Origin of the sequence: Klebsiella sp. C349492, from assembly GCF_042055345.1 — a bacterium.
In the GTDB taxonomy this organism is placed as follows: domain Bacteria; phylum Pseudomonadota; class Gammaproteobacteria; order Enterobacterales; family Enterobacteriaceae; genus Klebsiella; species Klebsiella scottii.
The window spans coordinates 437,148-455,756 of record NZ_JANQCE010000003.1; the positions used below are offsets into that span (position 1 = coordinate 437,148).

The following is an 18,609-nucleotide window of genomic DNA, read 5'->3' on the forward strand; positions in this document are numbered from 1 at the left end:
GTTAATCTCCCAACAGCCGCAGCATTTCGGCTTCATCGATCACCGCAATCCCCAGCTCCTGCGCTTTAGCCAGCTTCGACCCCGCCGCTTCCCCGGCAATCACCAGATCGGTTTTCTTTGACACGCTGCCCGCCACTTTCGCCCCCAGCGCCGCCAGCCGCGCTTTTGCATCATCACGGGACAGCAGGCTCAGGCTACCGGTCAGGACTACGGTTTTGCCGGCAAACGGGCTATCGATCTCTTCGGCATTGACCACCACCGGCGCGGGCCAGCGGACGCCCTCCGCGAGCAGCTGAGCGATAACCTCGCGGTTGCTCTCCTCAGCAAAGAAATTGCGCACGTGGGTAGCCACCACAATGCCGACATCAGGCACCTTCTGCAGATCGTCAACTGATGCCTGCTCGAGTGCCTCAATCGTTGCAAAATGCGCCGCCAGCCCTGCGGCCGTTGCCTCGCCGACCTCACGAATGCCAAGCGCGTACAGGAAGCGGGCAAAGGTCGTCTCTTTCGATTTTTCCAACGAATTGACCACGTTTTGCGCCGACTTTGGCCCCATACGCTCAAGGCCGGTGAGCTTACCTGGGCTTAAGCGGAACAGGTCGGCCGGCGTGTGCACATACTCTTTCTCAACCAGCTGGTCGATGATCTTCTCGCCCATGCCCTCAACATCTAACGCGCGACGGGAAACAAAATGCTTTAAGGCCTCTTTACGCTGCGCGCCGCAAATTAATCCGCCGGTACAGCGCGTCACCACTTCGCCTTCAACGCGCTCAACGTCCGAATGGCACACCGGACAATGGGTCGGGAAGAGGATTTCACGCGTATCCTCCGGGCGTTCGGACAGCACAACGTTAACCACCTGAGGAATAACGTCTCCGGCGCGGCGGATCACCACCTTATCGCCAATTCGTAGACCCAGTCGTTCAATTTCATCGGCGTTATGCAACGTGGCGTTACTCACCAGCACGCCGGCCACATGGACCGGCTCGAGGCGCGCCACCGGAGTGATTGCTCCGGTACGGCCGACCTGGAACTCAACGTCGCGTACGAAGGTCATCTGCTCCTGAGCGGGGAACTTAAAGGCGACGGCCCAGCGCGGAGCGCGGGCGACAAAGCCGAGCTGCTCCTGAAGCTCAAGGGAGTCCACTTTGATGACCACGCCATCGATATCGAAACCTAACGTCGGGCGGTCCTCCTCAACCTTACGATAGTAAGTAAGCACTTCCTCTGGAGTGCGGCAGAGCTTTACGCGCTCGCTGACCGGCAATCCCCAGGCCTTAAACTGCTGCAGACGCCCGGAATGGCTCGCCGGCAGCTCGCCGCCTTCCAGCGTACCCACGCCGTAGCAGAAGAAAGTAAGCGGTCGCTTCGCCGTAATCCGCGGATCGAGCTGACGCAGGGAGCCGGCGGCCGCATTGCGCGGGTTCGCGAAGACTTTCCCGCCGCTGCGACGCGCCTCTTCGTTAATTTTTTCGAACCCGGCCTGCGGCAGGAACACCTCACCGCGTACTTCCAGACGCGCAGGGATATTGTCACCGCGCAGCTTCAGCGGGATCGCGCGAATCGTCCGCACATTAGAGGTAATATCCTCTCCGGTGGTGCCGTCGCCGCGCGTTGCGGCCTGCACCAGCACGCCGTTTTCGTACAGAATACTCACGGCCAGCCCGTCCAGCTTCAGCTCACAGCAGTAGACCAGATCGTCGCTGCTTTTCAGTCGGTCCTGAACGCGCTTGTTAAAAGCGAGGAAGCTCTCTTCGTCAAAAACGTTATCCAGCGAGAGCATCGGGACTTCATGACGAACCTGGCTAAAGGAGGCCAGCGGAGCCGCCCCCACGCGTTGAGTCGGCGAGTCGGAGACGATGAGCTCGGGATGCAGGGCTTCCAGCTCGCGCAGTTCGCGCATCAGCCGGTCGTATTCCGCATCGGGCACTTCAGGGGTATCCATAACGTGGTACAGATATTCATGATGGCGAAGCGTGGTTCGCAGTTCAGTCAGTTTTTGTTCGATCGGTTCCATATCGCACCATCAATGATAAAAAACCCCCGACGGGCGGGGGTTCAGGATTGGGAGACGAAACGCAGGTCGGTGAATCAGGCGTTAGCCTCTTTCACTTCACGAATACGGTCTTGATATTCACGCATTTTCTGCGGAGTCATCATCCGACGCTGATCGTCCAGCACCACGCCACCGACTTCGTCGGCGATGTACTGCGCAGATTGCAGCATCAGCTTAAAGTTTTGCAGCTCATCGCCGAAGGACGGCACCTGCATAAAGATAGTGACCCCAGGCGTCGTCATATTCGCCATACTGTCCGGATTAAAGGTACCGGGTTTCACCATATTAGCCAGGCTGAACAGGACCTGGCCGCTGCCGTCCGGGCTAAGATGACGATGGAATATATTCATATCGCCAAATTTGAAGCCCGCCTGCTGGATGCTGTTAATCAACACTTCACCGTTGATCTGCGAGCCCTGATGCGCTGACACGTTCATCACGATGACCGTCTCTTTGCGCTCTTTTGGCTGCGGGGCCGGCTGCGGTGGTTCGGCGACAACCGGTTCAGGCGCTGGCTGAGACGGTGCGGCGGCGGCTGGCTGGACCGGAGCAGGCTGCTGCGGTGCGCTCTGAACTATCGGCTGCTGAGGCGCCTGCTGCGGCTGCGCTACGGGCTGGGGTTGATGCGGCACAGGCTGCTGCGGCGCGGGCTGGCGCTGAGGCGCGCTGGTTTGCGGCTGCGGGGCCTGCTGGTGGTGATGAGCAGGCTGCGGCTGACGAACGGGCTCTTCCGCACGCACGGGCGGCTGCACCTGACGTTCGTAAGGTGGCTGATACTGGTGTTGTGGCGTCTGACGAGGTGCCTCTTGCTCCCCATTGTGGCCATTTGGGGCGTGATTAACCCGGTGAACGCGAACCTCACCTACGCCTTCAACATCGTCATCAAAGCCATCGCTTTCAGACTCTTCGTCATCGCGAGACTTCATACGTTTTAGTGGGCGATCGCGAAACATCGAGGAACGTTCTTTACGGCTGGTCCAGAAACCGTGTACCAGTAAAGCGATTATGGCGATCGCGCCAACAATGATTAATATCAGACGCAAATCCTGCATCATTATATTCTCTGTTGTTCTAACACCTTGCCACCACGGCAAACATTTACTTACTAAGAGTATTTGTCGATTACGCCGAGTGCAAGTGGGTCTACCGCTTTCACTACATAAAGATGAACTAAATCGTGCTTTTTGCTGCTTTTTCGAACATTTCCTAACTGGTTATTGTCCGGCAACCCGATAAAATAAGCGGGCATTCAGCCTGAATGTCAAAAAAGGAGCATTGCCTGACCATGGTTTCATCATCCGCAACTTCCCCGCGTAGCGGCGTTTACTATTTTTCGCAGGGCTGGAAACTGATCGGGCTGCCGGGAATTCGTCGTTACGTATTTTTGCCTTTACTGGTCAATATTATCCTGATGGGCGGCGCCTTCTGGTGGCTGTTCACGCGCCTTGATAGCTGGATCCCCTCGCTGATGAGCCACGTGCCGGAATGGCTGAACTGGCTAAACTATCTGCTTTGGCCGGTGATGGTCATCTCGATTCTGCTGGTCTTCGGCTACTTTTTCTCAACCATCGCCAACTGGATTGCCGCCCCGTTTAGCGGCCTGCTGGCGGAACAGCTGGAAGCGCGCTTAACCGGCGCAACGCCTCCGGACGTCGGCGTATTTGGCATCATGAAAGATGTCCCGCGCATTATGAAACGCGAATGGCAAAAGTTTTCCTGGTATCTGCCGCGCGCCATCATCCTGCTGATCCTTTACTTCATTCCTGGTATCGGCCAGACCGTTGCCCCGGTGCTGTGGTTCCTGTTCAGCGCGTGGATGCTGGCCATTCAGTACTGCGACTACCCGTTTGATAACCACAAGGTTCCGTTTAAAACCATGCGCGAGGCGCTGCGTACGCGCAAAGTCACCAATATGCAGTTTGGCGCGCTGACCAGCCTGTTCACCATGATCCCGGTCCTCAATCTGGTTATCCTGCCGGTGGCCATTTGCGGCGCAACGGCGATGTGGGTCGACTGCTATCGCGATAAACATGCGATGTGGAAATAAGCCCAGACGGATGCGCGCAGGCCTATGGATGGGCCAAAAATCGGGACTGCGAAACCCCACATTTTCAGCACCATCGGGCGGTGGCTTATGCCTCACCTTATTCCTTCTGGCTTGCCATTATTTCCCTTACGAATATAGATATGCTAAATCCTTACTTCCGCATATTCTTTAAGCGGGTATGCTGGAGCCGTACTCCCAAATTTCATACAGTTAAGGACGGGCCATGAGTAAGATTTTTGAAGATAACTCCCTGACTATCGGTCATACGCCGCTAGTCCGACTGAACCGAATCGGTAACGGACGCATCCTGGCAAAGGTTGAATCTCGCAACCCGAGCTTTAGCGTCAAATGCCGTATCGGTGCCAATATGATTTGGGATGCTGAGAAACGCGGAGTATTGAAAGCTGGCGTTGAGCTGGTAGAACCGACCAGCGGCAACACCGGTATCGCCCTCGCCTACGTCGCCGCAGCGCGTGGCTACAAGCTGACGCTGACCATGCCGGAAACCATGAGCATCGAACGACGTAAGCTGCTGAAAGCGCTGGGTGCCAATCTGGTACTGACCGAAGGCGCGAAAGGCATGAAAGGGGCGATTCAAAAAGCCGAAGAAATCGTTGCCAGCGACCCGGAAAAATATCTGCTGCTGCAGCAGTTCAGCAACCCGGCTAACCCGGAAATTCATGAAAAGACCACCGGCCCGGAAATCTGGGAAGATACCGATGGTCAGGTTGACGTCTTTATCTCCGGCGTCGGCACCGGCGGTACGCTGACCGGCGTGAGTCGCTACATTAAAGGCACCAAGGGCAAAAAAGATCTGATTACCGTTGCGGTGGAACCGACCGATTCGCCGGTGATCGCTCAGGCGCTGGCTGGCGTTGAGCTTAAGCCTGGCCCGCACAAAATTCAGGGTATCGGCGCCGGCTTTATTCCGGGCAACCTCGATCTGAAGCTGGTCGATAAAGTTGTGGCCATCACCAACGAAGAGGCTATCTCGACCGCCCGTCGCCTGATGGACGAAGAAGGTATCCTCGCCGGTATCTCTTCCGGAGCCGCCGTTGCCGCAGCCCTCAAGCTGCAGGAAGATGAGGCCTTTACCAATAAGAATATAGTGGTTATCCTACCGTCTTCTGGTGAGCGTTATTTAAGCACAGCGCTGTTTGCCGATCTCTTCACCGAGAAAGAACTGCAACAGTGATGCCAGCTTGTAGGTATCGTGTAAAAAAGCACCTTTTTAGGTGCTTTTTTGTGGCATACGTCAAAGTTTTACCCCTCCTGGCATTGATTCACCGCGTAGGGTCTGGTATTTAACCAGCACATTTATTTTGATGCGCGAAATTATTCAGAATTGGATTTCCATAAGCTGAATCGATTTTATGATTTGGTTCAAGTCTTCCTTTCGCGGCATAATGTTTAATGACGTGCCAGACGTCAACGGCCAGATGGTCTGCGCAGCGATTACCCGCTGCTGACACCTTAGCCAGACACGTAACGCCGGCGCTAACAATACAGGCTAAAGCCTTGCCGTTAGGCTAGACTTTAGGTCCACAACACTAAACCTATAAGTTGGGGAAATATAATGTTCCAGCAAGAAGTTACCATTACCGCTCCGAACGGTCTGCACACCCGCCCTGCTGCTCAGTTTGTTAAAGAAGCTAAAGGCTTTACTTCTGAGATCACTGTTACCTCCAACGGCAAAAGCGCCAGCGCCAAAAGCCTGTTCAAACTGCAAACTCTGGGTCTGACTCAGGGTACCGTAGTCACCATCTCCGCTGAAGGCGAAGATGAGCAGAAAGCAGTTGAGCATCTGGTAAAACTGATGGCTGAACTCGAATAAGTTCACGGGTTCTTTTTAATATCAGTCACAAGTAAGGTAGGGTTATGATTTCAGGCATTTTAGCATCCCCGGGTATCGCTTTCGGTAAGGCTCTCCTGCTGAAAGAAGACGAAATTGTCATCGACCGGAAGAAAATTTCTGCCGATAAGGTTGAGCAGGAAATTGAACGTTTCCTGAGTGGCCGCACCAAGGCCTCCGCCCAGCTGGAGGTCATAAAAACCAAAGCTGGTGAAACTTTCGGTGAAGAAAAAGAAGCCATCTTCGAAGGGCACATCATGCTGCTGGAAGATGAGGAGCTTGAGCAGGAAATCATAGCCCTGATTAAAGATAAGCACATGACTGCCGACGCGGCGGCCAATGAAATTATCGAAGGCCAGGCTATCGCTCTGGAAGAGCTGGATGATGAATACCTGAAAGAGCGTGCGGCTGACGTACGCGATATTGGTAAGCGCCTGCTGCGTAACATCCTCGGCCTGGCTATCATCGATCTGAGCGCGATTCAGGATGAAGTCATTCTGGTTGCCGCCGATCTCACCCCGTCGGAAACTGCACAGCTGAACCTGAACAAGGTGCTGGGCTTTATCACCGACGCGGGCGGCCGTACTTCCCACACCTCCATCATGGCGCGCTCCCTTGAGCTGCCGGCAATTGTGGGCACCGGTAGCGTAACCTCGCAGGTGAAAAACGGCGATTATCTGGTTCTTGACGCGGTCAACAACCAGGTTCTGGTTAACCCGAGCAACGAACAAATTGAAGAGCTGCGCGATCTGCAGGCCCAGGTTGCTGAAGAAAAAGCCGAGCTGGCGAAGCTGAAAGATCTGCCGGCCATTACGCTCGACGGCCATCAGGTTGAAGTCTGTGCCAACATCGGTACCGTTCGCGACATCGACGGCGCTGAACGTAACGGCGCGGAAGGCGTAGGCCTGTACCGTACCGAATTCCTGTTCATGGACCGCGACGCGCTGCCGACTGAAGAAGAACAGTTCGCGGCCTACAAAGCGGTAGCTGAAGCGTGCGGCTCTCAGGCTGTTATCGTTCGCACCATGGATATCGGTGGCGACAAAGAGCTGCCGTACATGAACTTCCCGAAAGAAGAGAACCCGTTCCTCGGCTGGCGTGCCGTGCGTATCGCGATGGATCGTAAAGAGATCCTGCGTGACCAGGTTCGCGCCATCCTGCGTGCCTCTGCTTTCGGCAAACTGCGCATCATGTTCCCGATGATCATCTCTGTTGAAGAAGTCCGTGCACTGAAGAAAGAGATTGAAATCTACAAGCAGGAACTGCGCGACGAAGGTAAAGCATTTGACGAAACAATCGAAGTTGGCGTGATGGTTGAAACACCGGCCGCTGCCACGATTGCCCGTCACTTAGCGAAAGAAGTTGATTTCTTTAGCATCGGAACCAATGATTTAACGCAGTATACTCTGGCAGTTGACCGTGGTAATGATATGATTTCACATCTTTACCAGCCAATGTCACCATCCGTCCTGACGCTGATTAAGCAAGTTATTGATGCTTCTCACGCTGAAGGTAAATGGACTGGCATGTGTGGTGAGCTTGCGGGCGATGAACGTGCTACACTTCTGTTGCTGGGTATGGGGCTGGACGAATTCTCTATGAGCGCCATTTCCATCCCGCGTATCAAGAAGATTATTCGTAACACGAACTTCGAAGATGCGAAAGTATTAGCAGAGCAGGCTCTTGCTCAACCGACAACGGACGAGTTAATGACGCTGGTTAACAAGTTCATTGAAGAAAAAACAATCTGCTAATCCATAAGATGCGCGGCCCAAATTACTGCTTAGGAGAAGATCATGGGTTTGTTCGATAAATTGAAATCTCTGGTTTCTGATGACAAAAAAGACACCGGAACTATTGAGATTATTGCTCCGCTCTCTGGCGAGATCGTTAACATCGAAGACGTGCCGGATGTGGTTTTTGCAGAAAAAATTGTGGGTGATGGCATCGCCATCAAACCTACCGGCAACAAAATGGTTGCGCCGGTAGACGGTACCATCGGTAAAATCTTTGAAACCAACCATGCGTTCTCTATCGAATCCGATAGCGGCATTGAGCTGTTCGTTCACTTCGGTATTGATACCGTTGAGCTGAAAGGCGAAGGCTTCAAGCGTATTGCCGAAGAAGGCCAGCGCGTGAAAATCGGTGACCCGGTTATCGAATTCGACCTGCCGCTGCTGGAAGAGAAGGCCAAGTCTACCCTGACTCCGGTTGTTATCTCCAACATGGACGAGATCAAAGAGCTGATCAAACTGTCCGGTAGCGTAACCGTGGGTGAAACCCCGGTGATTCGCATCAAGAAGTAATTCTTGCCGCAGAAAAATGGCGCCTCCTGGCGCCATTTTTTTATCTCAGCATCGCCGCGCCTGCAGCTACCCTCTTCCCGCCGGCGGCAAAATCAGCTCATCGCTGCCGCGCTCCGCAGTCCAGGTCATCACCGCCAGCACCCGCTGCGCCGCTGCCCGCGTCGCTTCACCTAACGCCAGTCCGCAGACTAAACCGCTGATAAGCTCGGCGCAGAAAAGGTCGCCCGTTCCCTTCAGATCCGTTTCTACCCGCGGATGGACGACCACCTCCACCGAATCTGCCGTCACCACCAGCACATTGATCGTGGCGTTATCGAGGCCCGGCGCGCTGGTGATCACCACCCATTTTAGCGTCCCGGACAGCAGGCTACGCGCGGCGTTAACCGCCTCCTGCTGGCTGCGGCAGGACATACCGCTTAGCGTTTCCAGCTCAAAAAGGTTAGGCGTGATCCCCTGGGCCAGCGGCAGCAGGTGGCGACGGTAGGCCTGAGGGATTTCGGCCTTAACGTAAATGCCGCTATCAACGTCGCCAATCACCGGATCGACCAGAATACACAGCTGCGGATGGCTTTCGCGGATCCGCAGCAGCCACTGCGCCAGCCGCTCAATCTGCACCGCGCTACCCATATAGCCTGCGGTAACCGCCCGCAGCTCGCGTAACGCATCGCGCTCTTCCAGCGCGCGCAGATAGCCAACAAACCACTCTTCAGGGATCACCCCGCCGTAGAACGTATCGTAGTGCGGCGTATTGCTGAACAGCACCGTCGGCACCGCCATTACCCGCAGGCCGTGCTGCTCGATCGCCGGCACCGCGATGCTGTTGCCCACGCTGCCATAAACGACCTGCGACTGCACAGCAACGATATCGACCTGCAGCGCCCGGCTTTTATCATTGAAGAGCACCGATTGTATTTCGTCTTGCTGGCCCATCCTGTCTCCTCCCGCTGGACAGCGGGTTATACCCTGATTATCATTCGTCTTATGCTAAAATTCATTTTGTCATAGGTCAATAATGTTCGCCGGAAAAACCGCCAATGATATCTTTGATAACATCCGTCATCTGGTGCAGAGCGGGACGTTACAGCCCGATGACATGCTGCCTCCGGTTCGCGAGCTGGCTGCCAGACTCGCCGTTAACCGCAATACCGTTGCCGCCGCCTATAAGCGCCTGGTGACCTCCGGCCTGGCCGTCAGCCAGGGACGCAACGGTACGGCAATCAAAGCCGCCAGCGCGCCAGTGGTGCTGGAAGGCAGCGCCCAGGGCTCCGCGCTGCACGATATTTCCAGCGGCAACCCCGACCCTCAGCGTCTCCCCGATCTCAACCGCTACCTCAGCACCCTCAGCCCGGCTCCGCGCCTGTATGGCAGCGCGGCCGTCGACCCGAGGCTGGCCCGCTGGGCCCAGGACCGGGTGCAGAAAGACGCCGGGGTTGAGAGTGAAATCAATCTCACCAGCGGCGCGATTGACGCGCTGGAGCGGCTACTGTGCGCGCTGCTGCTGCCCGGCGATCGGGTGGTGGTGGAAGACCCCTGCTTTCTCAGCAGCATCAATATGCTGCGCTATGCCGGTTTTAACGCCTGCCCGGCGCCGGTTGATGGCGAAGGCATGCAGCCCGCCGCGCTGGAGGAGGCGTTACGTCAAGGCGCCCGGGCGGTGATTATTACGCCACGCGCGCATAATCCCACCGGCTGCAGCCTTAGCGAAGCGCGGGCCGCAGCGATCCGCGAAATACTGGCCCGCTACCCGCAGGTGCTGGTGATCCTCGACGATCATTTCGCGCTGCTGTCATCCACGCCGTGGCGATCTCCTCTGCCTGCGCAAACCCAGCGCTGGGCGCTGATCCGCTCGATGTCAAAAGCGCTGGGACCCGATTTACGCCTGGCGGTTGTCGCCAGCGATCCCACAACCTCAGCGGCGCTGAGGCTGCGGCTCAACTCGGGTAGCCAGTGGGTCAGCCACCTGCTGCAGGATTTGGTACTGGCCTGCCTGAATGATAGTGCGTTTATCGCCTCCCTGACGGCAACCCGTCGCGCTTACCGCCAGCGTAACGAAAGGCTGGCCAGCGCCCTTACCCGCCGCGGTATCGAAAACCCAGGCCCAGGCGATGGCCTGAACTTTTGGCTTCCGCTAGCGGCGCCGAGCCAGCCGCTGGCGCTGCGTTTAGCCCGCGCGGGTTGGCTGGTGCGCGAAGGAGAGCCCTTTGGCGTTCGCGCGCCGTCGTATGGATTACGGCTCTCGCTCGCCACCCTCACTCCTGATGAGATTGACCGGCTGGCAAACGATCTCCATCACGCGCTGTCCCCACAAAAACCGGAGTAAGTATCATGTCAAACCCGCAGCTAAAAGCCGTCATCGAAGCCTGCGACCGGGCTATCTCGCAGGAAGACTACGCCACCTTAATGGCTTTCTACGCTGAAGACGCCGTGCTGGTCGTTAAGCCGGGAATGGTGGTCAGGGGCAAAGAGAACATCCGCAAGGCTTTTGTGGCGATTGCCGACTATTTTCAACATCGGCTGGTCGTCACCCAGGGAAAAATGGAGATTATTGAAGGCGCGGGGAATGCGCTGGTGATTATGGAAACCCGTCTGGATATCCCCGCCGCGGAAGGCGGCTCAACACGGGTCACGCGCCGCGCGACCTATGTTTTCCAGCTGCAGAACGAACGCTGGCTGTGTACCGTTGACAACTCTTACGGCACCGACCTGCTGGACCAGCCGCCGGCTTAGATACCCGCGCCCTGGGCAAAGTGCTCTTCGCCAAACACGCCGGTGGAGAGATAGCGATCGCCGCGATCGCAAACGATCGCCACCACCACCGCACCGGGGTTTTCCCGGGCAATGCGCAGCGCTCCGGCTACCGCCCCGCCGGAGCTTACGCCGCAAAAAATGCCTTCGCGGATCGCCAGCATGCGCATGGTGTTTTCCGCATCCTGCTGATGAATATCCAGCACCGCATCCACCAGCGAGGCGTTAAAAATGCCCGGCATATACTCCGCCGGCCAGCGGCGGATACCCGGGATGCTGCTCCCCTCCTCCGGCTGCAGGCCCACGATACTCACCGGCTTATGCTGTTCGCGCAGGAAGCGTGAGACGCCGGTAATCGTACCGGTCGTTCCCATGCTGGAGACGAAGTGACTGATGCGCCCCTCGGTCTGCTGCCAAATTTCCGGCCCGGTCGTGGTGTAGTGCGCGTAGGGGTTATCGGGATTATTGAACTGATCCAGCAGCTTGCCTTCGCCACGCTGCGCCATCTCAGCGGCGAGGTCGCGCGCGCCCTCCATCCCCTGCTCTTTGGTGACCAAAATCAGCTCAGCGCCGTATGCCCGCATGGCGGCGCGGCGTTCCTGGCTCATATTGTCGGGCATCAGCAGCTTCATCTGATAGCCTTTCAGCGCCGCAATCATCGCCAGCGCGATGCCGGTATTGCCGCTGGTCGCTTCAATCAGCACGTCGCCAGGCGCGATTTCGCCGCGTTTTTCCGCCTCAACGATCATCGAAAGCGCGGCGCGGTCCTTAACGGAACCCGCCGGATTATTGCCTTCCAGTTTGACCCAGATTTCACTGCCGTTGTCCGGCCCCAGGCGCTGCAGTTTAACCAGAGGAGTATTGCCGATGGTTTGTTCTAATGTATTCACGGTTTTTACCCAATAAAAAGGCCGGGACGTTAGTTTACCCGGCCTGCAAACGTCTCCGGATGATAGTGCATCCGGGTTACCCAATCCCTGCCGTCGCCTGTACGACGATAAACTGAGGCTTAAGCTATCAGGCAGATTCTGCCAGAGCAAGCTCCTCACGCGGCTCGATGCGCTCGTTGCCGTTATACAGCCGCGCGTTTTGTAAGCCAACGAACAGGCGCTCGCCGCGATACGGCGCCTCATCGCCCGCCAGGACCACGGTCAGCGGCTCGTCATACCACCCTAATGGCTGCACGACTAATTGGGTGTAGTGCCCTTTCGGGCTGGCTTCCAGCACCTGTACCGGCAGCGGTGAATCAAGGCTGGTTCGACGGCTGATATCGACCTCCCACGGGCGCAGGAACAGATCGACCGGCCCCTGATACGCTGGGGTATAGCCCAACGGCCAGCGGTGGGCGCCAACGTGGAACTGTCCGCCGCGAACGGTGCCCTTCAGGCGGTTAACTTCGCCCATAAACTCCAGCACGAAGCGGGTAGAGGGTTCGCGCCAGACCCGTTCCGGGGCGTCGGCCTGCTCGATACTGCCCTGGCTCATGACCACCACGCGATCGGCGACTTCCATCGCCTCTTCCTGATCGTGAGTCACAAACACGCTGGTAAACTTCAGCTCTTCATGCAGCTGACGCAGCCAGCGGCGGAGCTCTTTACGCACCTGGGCATCCAGCGCGCCGAAGGGCTCATCAAGCAGCAGAATCTGCGGCTCAACGGCCAGCGCACGCGCAAGGGCCACGCGCTGTTTCTGACCGCCGGAAAGCTGCGCCGGATAGCGATCGGCAAGATGCGCCAGCTGCACCATTTCCAGCAGCTTCGTCACCTTGGCCTTGATCCCGGCGGCGTTCGGCCGTTCGCGGCGCGGCAGCACCGTCAGACCAAAGGCGATATTGTCGAATACCGTCATATGACGGAACAGCGCATAGTGCTGGAACACAAAGCCCACTTTGCGATCGCGCGCGTGCACGCGGCTCACGTCGGTGCCGTGAAAACGGATATGACCGCTGGACTGATTCTCCAGGCCGGCAATAATGCGCAGCAGCGTCGTTTTCCCGGAGCCTGACGGCCCCAGCAGCGCAACCATCTGTCCGGAAGGGATATCCAGCGAGATATCATTCAGCACCAGGGTGCGACCAAAAGATTTCTTAATATTGGCAATCTCAATGCTCATGATTTCCCTCCAGCTGCGCGCGTTTTTCCTGATTGGCCAAACGCCATTGCACCAAACTCTTCAAAAACAGGGTCAAAATAGCCATTAACGTCAGCAGGGCTGCGGCGGTAAATGAACCCACGGTATTGTAATCCTGCTCCAGCAACTCAATTTGCAGCGGCAGCGATAACGTCTCGCCGCGAATTGACCCGGAGACCACCGACACCGCGCCGAACTCGCCGATGGCGCGCGCGTTGGTCAGCACCACGCCGTACAGCAGCGCCCAGCGAATATTGGGCAGCGTCACCCGACGGAACATCTGCCAGCCCGACGCGCCGAGCAGAATCGCCGCCTCATCTTCGTTGCTGCCCTGGCTCATCATTACGGGCACCAGCTCACGCACCACAAACGGACAGGTCACGAAGATAGTCGCCAGCACCATACCCGGCCAGGCAAACATAATTTGCAGATTATGCTCATCCAGCCAGCCGCCAAGCGGGCCGTTGGAGCCGTAAAACAGCAGATAGACCAGCCCCGCCACCACCGGCGAGACGGCAAAAGGAATATCCAGCAGCGTCAGCAGAAGCTGGCGGCCAGGGAAAGTAAAGCGCGTCACCAGCCAGGCCAGCAGCGTACCGAATACCAGGTTCACCGGGACCGTAATCAGCGCAATCATCACCGTCAGCCAGATAGCGTGCAGCATATCCGGGTCGGCGAGGTTTTGCAGGACCGGCATCAGGCCTTTACTAAAGGCCTGAACGAAGATGTAAACCATCGGCACGATAAGAATGAAGGCGGAAACCAGCATCCCGGCGCCAATCAAAAACCATTTACCCCAGTTGACGCGGGGCGTGTCATAACGCTTCAATTGAGTAACTTCCGCCATTAGTGACCTACCACACGTCGACCAAAGCGACTTTGCAGGGTGTTGATGGAAAACAGCAGCAGCAGCGAGGCGGCCAGGATCACCGAGGCAATCGCGCTCGCCGCCGGGTAGTCAAACTCCTGCAGACGTACAAAAATCATCAGCGAGGTAACTTCCGTTTTCCACGCGATATTTCCGGCGATAAAGATAACCGCCCCGAACTCGCCCAGGCTGCGGGTAAATGACAGAGCAACGCCGGCCAGCAGCGCCGGAGAAAGCTCCGGAAGCACCACTTTTCGAAAGCTCTGCAGACGCGTGGCGCCCAGCGTTTCCGCGGCCTCTTCGTATTCAGGACCCAGCTCTTCCAGCACCGGCTGGACGGTACGCACCACGAACGGAATGCTGGTAAAAGCCATCGCCACCGCGATACCCAGCCAGGTATAGGTAACCTTGATATCAAACTGCGCCAGCCACTCGCCGTAAAAGCCGTTGACCGAAAACAGCGACGCCAGGGTCAGGCCCGCTACCGCCGTCGGCAGCGCAAAGGGCAGATCGATCAGCGCATCGAGCAGCGTACGGCCGGGAAAACGGTAGCGCGTCAGGATCCACGCCATCAGCAGGCCAAACACGCCGTTAAAAATCGAGGCCACAAAGGCCGACAGCAGCGTCACCTTATACGCGGCAACCACCTGCGGGTTGGTAACAACATCCCAGTACTGTCCCCAGCTCATCTGCGCCAGCTGCATCACCAGCGCGCTCAGAGGAAGCAGCAGAATTAAACAGACAAACAGCAGGCTGGTGCCGAGGCTCAGGGTAAAGCCCGGCAGCACGCGCTTAGAGGCAACAGCAAACATTACTTACGCCCCGCCGCCAACAGTTTGTCCAGCTCACCGCCGCTGGCAAAATGCGTTTTCATCACCTGCGGCCAGGAGCCAAACTTATCCTCGACGCGGAACAGTTCGGTCTGCGGGAATTTATCCTTCAGCGTTTCCATCACCTGCGGGTTGTTCACACGATAGTAGTAGTCGGTGATGATCGTCTGCGCCTGCGGGCCGTAGAGCCAGTTCAGGTAGGCTTTTGCCGCCTTCTCCGTACCGTTGGCTTTGACGTTTTTATCCACCCACGCCACCGGGAATTCGGCAAGAATATTGGTTTTCGGCACCACGACCTCAAATCCCTGCGCTTCATACTGCTTGCGGATATTGTTCACTTCCGATTCGAAGCTAATCAGCACATCGCCCAGCCCGCGTTCCGCAAAGGTGGTGGTCGCGCCGCGGCCGCCGGTATCAAACACTTCGACATTCTTCAGGAACTGGGTCATGAACTGCTCGGTTTTGGCTTTGTCGCCGCCGTCGGCTTTATCCGCTGCGCCCCATGCGGCTAGATAGGTGTAGCGCGCGTTGCCCGACGTTTTCGGGTTCGGGAAGATAAGCTTCACGTCGGAACGGACGAGATCGTTCCAGTCATGGATATTTTTCGGGTTACCTTTGCGCACCAAAAAGCCCATCGTCGAGTAGAACGGCGAGCTGTTATTCGGCAGGCGGCTTTGCCAGTCGGCCGGGATGAGGTTGCCTTTGTCATGCAGGATCTGCACGTCCGTCACCTGGTTATAGGTCACCACGTCGGCTTTCAGGCCCTGCAGGATCGCCAGCGCCTGCTTTGACGAGCCGGCATGGGACTGCTTAATCGTTAGCTTATCGCCGGCATTATCTTTGGCCCACTGCTGTTCAAACGGCGGGTTAAGGGCGGCAAACAGCTCGCGGGAAACATCGTAGGAACTGTTCAGCAATTCAGTCGCCTGAGCCTGCGCAACCAGCAGCACAGAAGCAGCCAGCGCCAGGTATCCTTTGTTCAGTGATTTAACGGCCATTGCGCACCCTTATAAGATTGATGACTTTCATATGGTCATAATATTTATAACGAGTACCAAAGGAGTAACGGTTTTATATACCGTTTGGCGATTTGGAAGTAGAAAAGAGAATAAGGGGTTTGAAAACCGCAGCCGGCGGCAAAGTTAAAGAGATGCAGGAGCCGATAGCCGCCCTCCCCGCGGGGGAGAGGGCGATGGCGCAGGAAGACCTACAGCGCCAGAATGCGCTCGACGGACGGGGCGAAGTAATAGCCGCCGGTCACCGGTTTGGTAAAGCGCAGCATGGCGTCGCGCTTGCCGTCGGTATCGCCAAACATGCTCAGCAGCTGCTGTTCAATGTTATGGATACGGGCGCAGTAGGCGCAGAAATAGAGGCCGTGCGTGCCGCTGGCGGTACCGTACGGCAGGCTCTGGCGCACAATCTTCAGCCCTTTGCCGTCCTCTTTCAGGTCAACGCGGCTTAGATGCGAGGTCTCCGGGCGATCGTCGCCGTCAATCTCCTCATTGGCCTCTTTGGTCCGGCCAATCATCATCTCCTGATCCGGAACGCTCATGCGGTTTAGCTGCTTGAGGTTGTGCTCCCAGCGCTGAACGAAGACGTAGCTCCCGCCCGCATCGACGCCCTCTTTAATAATCGCGACCTCGCGACGCGTCTCTTCGCCGGCCGGGTTTTCGGTACCGTCGACAAAGCCGCTCAGGTCGCGCTCTTCGATCCAGCGGAAGCCGTGCACTTCCTCTTTGACGTCAACGACGCCGCCAAACGCCGCCATCGCCGCCTGGGCGACGGAGAAATTCACTTCATGACGAGCAGACAGGATATGAATCAGCAGATCGTACTGAGTCGATGGCGCCAGGCCCTTACCGTAAACGGGGAAGTCTTTTAACTCTTCGGCACCCACGCCGCCGCTCAGCTCGCGCCAGACGTTATTGCCAAAGGCAATTGCCGCCCCCAGATGCGCGTCCGGGAATTTCGCCTGAAAGGTGGCTAATTTATCGATAAAGTTTTTGCTGGCTTCACGCAGGGCGTTAACGTCCCCTTTAACATTGGCTTCAATCCAAATCGCCGCACGGCAATGTTCCGGCAAAATGCCGCTCTGAACCTGAGACATCGCTCCTCCTGAAATGAGACAACCACAACGCTGTGGCGCTTTAAACGCGCCTATTGTACGCGTTTTTTACCACCGTCGTGTCTCTCCAGATCAAATTAGCGGCGCCAGGTGATTTTCGCTATTTTCCAGTTTTTCAGCGTGTCGTCTGAAGGCATCAGCTCTTCCGGGCCGCTCCAGTGGCCGGTGAAGGCATAGCTAATATGCTGGCTCCCCTGCGCCTGACATTCGACCACGGCGCCGTTGTCGCTGCTGGCCTTCTGACAGTTGCCGAACGCTTTGCTGTACAGCTCGCTGAACGGAGTGCCTACCTGCACGCCGCTCTCGGTTTTAATCTCGCTGTCGCGCACGTCGATGCGGCTGATGGTGCCATTCTCGCCGTTAATCGTCATCACCACCTTGTCGTCCTTCAGCGCCTCAAAGTAGCGCACGATATTGCCGTTGGCGCTTTTCATACCGCTGCGCAGGCGGTAGCCGCCGCCGAGCGCGTCGCTGATGGCCTGTTCATTCAGCGGCGTGGCGGCCGTCAGCTTACCGACTCCCTGCTCGGTCACCTCCGTCGAGGAGCCGAACCAGTTCCACGGCAAGGCCCCGGACCAGTTGACCGCGCTCATCGTGGAGCAGCCGGTTAACGCCAGCGGTAGCGCGCAAAGAAGTAAACGTAGCGATTTCATGAGATCGTCCTTTCCTGTTAATTTGACGCCTGTTTGAGTGCGGGATCGGCAAAAAGTGCCGTTAAACCTGCTCTTCCTGGAAACAGGCCCTCAGCCGACGGCTGCTCAGCAGCCACCACAGCGCATAAATATCCGCCACCAGCAGGCCGATGGTCAGCGTCGAAGGCGACTCGCCGCCCAGCCACAGCAGCGGCTGCCAGATAAGCAGCAGCGCCTGAGAGAGCGCCAGCAGCCAGCGTATAAGCGGCCAGAAGCGGGGAAAGCGCTGCCGCTGGCCGCTGACGATAAACGCCAGAACCGCCGGTATTCCGGGCAGCAGCCCAAGCCAAAAATTGTCGTGATCGGGGTAGAACAGATTCAGCAGGACGTCGCCCTGCTGCCGCGAAGCCCCGGCCATAATAAACAGCACCCAGGTCCGCGCCTGTAGCAGCAGGACGCACCAGAAGAGGAACGGCAGCCTTAGCCGGCCGTGCGCATCAAAATCGGCGGGGATTAGCTCAGTATTCTTCATCTTCAATCAAACGCTTACCCAGGCTGAGCACGTCCGCATATTCGTAACCAAGCCGTTCATACATGCCCTGTACGACCTCGTTGTCTTCGCGGATCATGATATTAATTTTCGGGCAGCCGCGGGCGGTGAGCTTTTTTTCCAGCCGGTTAAGCAGCGCATTGGCAATTCCGCGACCGCGATACTCCGGATGAACGCCGAGATAGTAAGCCGAACCGCGATGGCCATCGTAGCCGCCCATCACCGTGCCGACGACTTCACCGTTGACCTCGGCAACCAGAAATAAGCTGACATCGTGATTAACTTTACGTTCGATGTCCATTTCCGGGTCATTCCACGGGCGCAGAAGCTCGCAGCGCTCCCAGAGAGTTATCACCTCTTCAAAATCCTGCTGGCGAAAAACGCGTATCTCCATGGTATTCCCCATCTTTTAGGCATAAAAAAAGTGATTATGGCGTGATTACGCCCGATAGCCAATATCAGGCGAAA

Annotated in this window: 19 protein-coding genes; 7 read left to right on the top strand and 12 right to left on the bottom strand. The window is 57.0% G+C overall.

What is annotated here, in order from left to right; genetic code table 11:
• Nucleotide 1: 1 nt before the first annotated feature.
• Together ligA and zipA are read right to left on the bottom strand one after the other, a co-directional pair.
• A complete protein-coding gene (gene ligA, locus NWP14_RS14670) occupies nt 2-2,017 on the bottom strand; it encodes an NAD-dependent DNA ligase LigA (RefSeq protein WP_375215563.1) in 2,016 nt (671 codons plus the stop codon).
• 74 nt (nt 2,018-2,091) lie between these two features.
• Nucleotides 2,092-3,111 (bottom strand): cell division protein ZipA, encoded by a 1,020-nt coding sequence (gene zipA, locus NWP14_RS14675; protein ID WP_375215564.1) that lies wholly within the window; start codon nt 3,109-3,111, stop codon nt 2,092-2,094.
• A gap of 230 nt (nt 3,112-3,341) precedes the next feature.
• On the opposite strand from zipA, the gene cysZ reads away from it, so the two are divergent.
• The 5 genes from cysZ (at nt 3,342) to crr (ending at nt 8,261) form a co-directional block, all read left to right on the top strand.
• The gene (cysZ, locus tag NWP14_RS14680) at nt 3,342-4,103 is read left to right on the top strand and encodes a sulfate transporter CysZ (protein ID WP_095100422.1); all 762 of its coding nucleotides are present in this window, start codon (nt 3,342-3,344) and stop codon (nt 4,101-4,103) included.
• A 223-nt stretch (nt 4,104-4,326) separates the two neighbouring features.
• Complete coding sequence (gene cysK, locus NWP14_RS14685; protein WP_095100420.1) at nt 4,327-5,298, top strand: cysteine synthase A; 972 nt, start codon at nt 4,327-4,329, stop codon at nt 5,296-5,298.
• A gap of 381 nt (nt 5,299-5,679) precedes the next feature.
• A complete protein-coding gene (gene ptsH, locus NWP14_RS14690) occupies nt 5,680-5,937 on the top strand; it encodes a phosphocarrier protein Hpr (RefSeq protein WP_000487600.1) in 258 nt (85 codons plus the stop codon).
• Nucleotides 5,938-5,981: 44 nt separating this feature from the next.
• Complete coding sequence (gene ptsI, locus NWP14_RS14695; protein ID WP_095100418.1) at nt 5,982-7,709, top strand: phosphoenolpyruvate-protein phosphotransferase PtsI; 1,728 nt, start codon at nt 5,982-5,984, stop codon at nt 7,707-7,709.
• Nucleotides 7,710-7,751: 42 nt separating this feature from the next.
• Nucleotides 7,752-8,261, top strand: coding sequence for a PTS glucose transporter subunit IIA (crr, locus tag NWP14_RS14700; RefSeq protein ID WP_041146650.1), 510 nt, complete (start codon nt 7,752-7,754; stop codon nt 8,259-8,261).
• 66 nt (nt 8,262-8,327) lie between these two features.
• On the opposite strand, the gene pdxK is transcribed toward crr, so the two are convergent.
• The gene (gene pdxK, locus NWP14_RS14705) at nt 8,328-9,191 is read right to left on the bottom strand and encodes a pyridoxine/pyridoxal/pyridoxamine kinase (protein WP_095100416.1); all 864 of its coding nucleotides are present in this window, start codon (nt 9,189-9,191) and stop codon (nt 8,328-8,330) included.
• An 82-nt stretch (nt 9,192-9,273) separates the two neighbouring features.
• Here pdxK and ptsJ point away from each other — a divergent pair, with 82 nt between their 5' ends.
• Together ptsJ and NWP14_RS14715 are read left to right on the top strand one after the other, a co-directional pair.
• Nucleotides 9,274-10,581, top strand: coding sequence for a transcriptional regulator PtsJ (ptsJ, locus tag NWP14_RS14710; protein ID WP_375215565.1), 1,308 nt, complete (start codon nt 9,274-9,276; stop codon nt 10,579-10,581).
• Nucleotides 10,582-10,586: 5 nt separating this feature from the next.
• Complete coding sequence (locus NWP14_RS14715) at nt 10,587-10,988, top strand: SgcJ/EcaC family oxidoreductase (RefSeq protein ID WP_346430938.1); 402 nt, start codon at nt 10,587-10,589, stop codon at nt 10,986-10,988.
• Here the strand turns inward: NWP14_RS14715 and cysM are convergent.
• The 9 genes from cysM to NWP14_RS14760 form a co-directional block, all read right to left on the bottom strand.
• Nucleotides 10,985-11,896 carry a cysteine synthase CysM gene (gene cysM / locus NWP14_RS14720; protein WP_076947704.1) on the bottom strand — a complete coding sequence of 304 codons (912 nt, stop codon included), beginning with the start codon at nt 11,894-11,896 and terminating at the stop codon, nt 10,985-10,987. The two genes, NWP14_RS14715 and cysM, sit on opposite strands and share 4 nt — an antisense overlap.
• A gap of 127 nt (nt 11,897-12,023) precedes the next feature.
• Entirely contained in the window at nt 12,024-13,118 is a 1,095-nt protein-coding gene (gene cysA / locus NWP14_RS14725; protein WP_095100410.1) for a sulfate/thiosulfate ABC transporter ATP-binding protein CysA, read from the bottom strand.
• Complete coding sequence (cysW, locus tag NWP14_RS14730; RefSeq protein WP_095100408.1) at nt 13,108-13,983, bottom strand: sulfate/thiosulfate ABC transporter permease CysW; 876 nt, start codon at nt 13,981-13,983, stop codon at nt 13,108-13,110. The genes cysA and cysW overlap by 11 nt, the downstream gene beginning before the upstream one ends.
• Nucleotides 13,983-14,816: a sulfate/thiosulfate ABC transporter permease CysT gene (gene cysT / locus NWP14_RS14735; protein WP_095100406.1), complete on the bottom strand. Its 834-nt coding sequence runs from the start codon at nt 14,814-14,816 to the stop codon at nt 13,983-13,985. Before cysT ends, cysW begins: the two co-directional genes overlap by 1 nt.
• The gene (locus NWP14_RS14740) at nt 14,816-15,832 is read right to left on the bottom strand and encodes a sulfate ABC transporter substrate-binding protein (RefSeq protein ID WP_095100404.1); all 1,017 of its coding nucleotides are present in this window, start codon (nt 15,830-15,832) and stop codon (nt 14,816-14,818) included. The genes cysT and NWP14_RS14740 overlap by 1 nt, the downstream gene beginning before the upstream one ends.
• A gap of 209 nt (nt 15,833-16,041) precedes the next feature.
• Nucleotides 16,042-16,941 carry a Dyp-type peroxidase gene (locus tag NWP14_RS14745; RefSeq protein WP_375215566.1) on the bottom strand — a complete coding sequence of 300 codons (900 nt, stop codon included), beginning with the start codon at nt 16,939-16,941 and terminating at the stop codon, nt 16,042-16,044.
• Nucleotides 16,942-17,036: 95 nt separating this feature from the next.
• Entirely contained in the window at nt 17,037-17,612 is a 576-nt protein-coding gene (locus tag NWP14_RS14750) for an RpoE-regulated lipoprotein (RefSeq protein ID WP_095100400.1), read from the bottom strand.
• 61 nt (nt 17,613-17,673) lie between these two features.
• On the bottom strand, nt 17,674-18,123 hold the full coding sequence (locus NWP14_RS14755) for a DUF2919 domain-containing protein (protein WP_375215567.1): 450 nt from the start codon (nt 18,121-18,123) through the stop codon (nt 17,674-17,676).
• Nucleotides 18,110-18,535, bottom strand: a complete 426-nt coding sequence (locus tag NWP14_RS14760; protein WP_041146662.1) for a GNAT family acetyltransferase — start codon at nt 18,533-18,535, stop codon at nt 18,110-18,112. The genes NWP14_RS14755 and NWP14_RS14760 overlap by 14 nt, the downstream gene beginning before the upstream one ends.
• Nucleotides 18,536-18,609 lie beyond the last annotated feature (74 nt).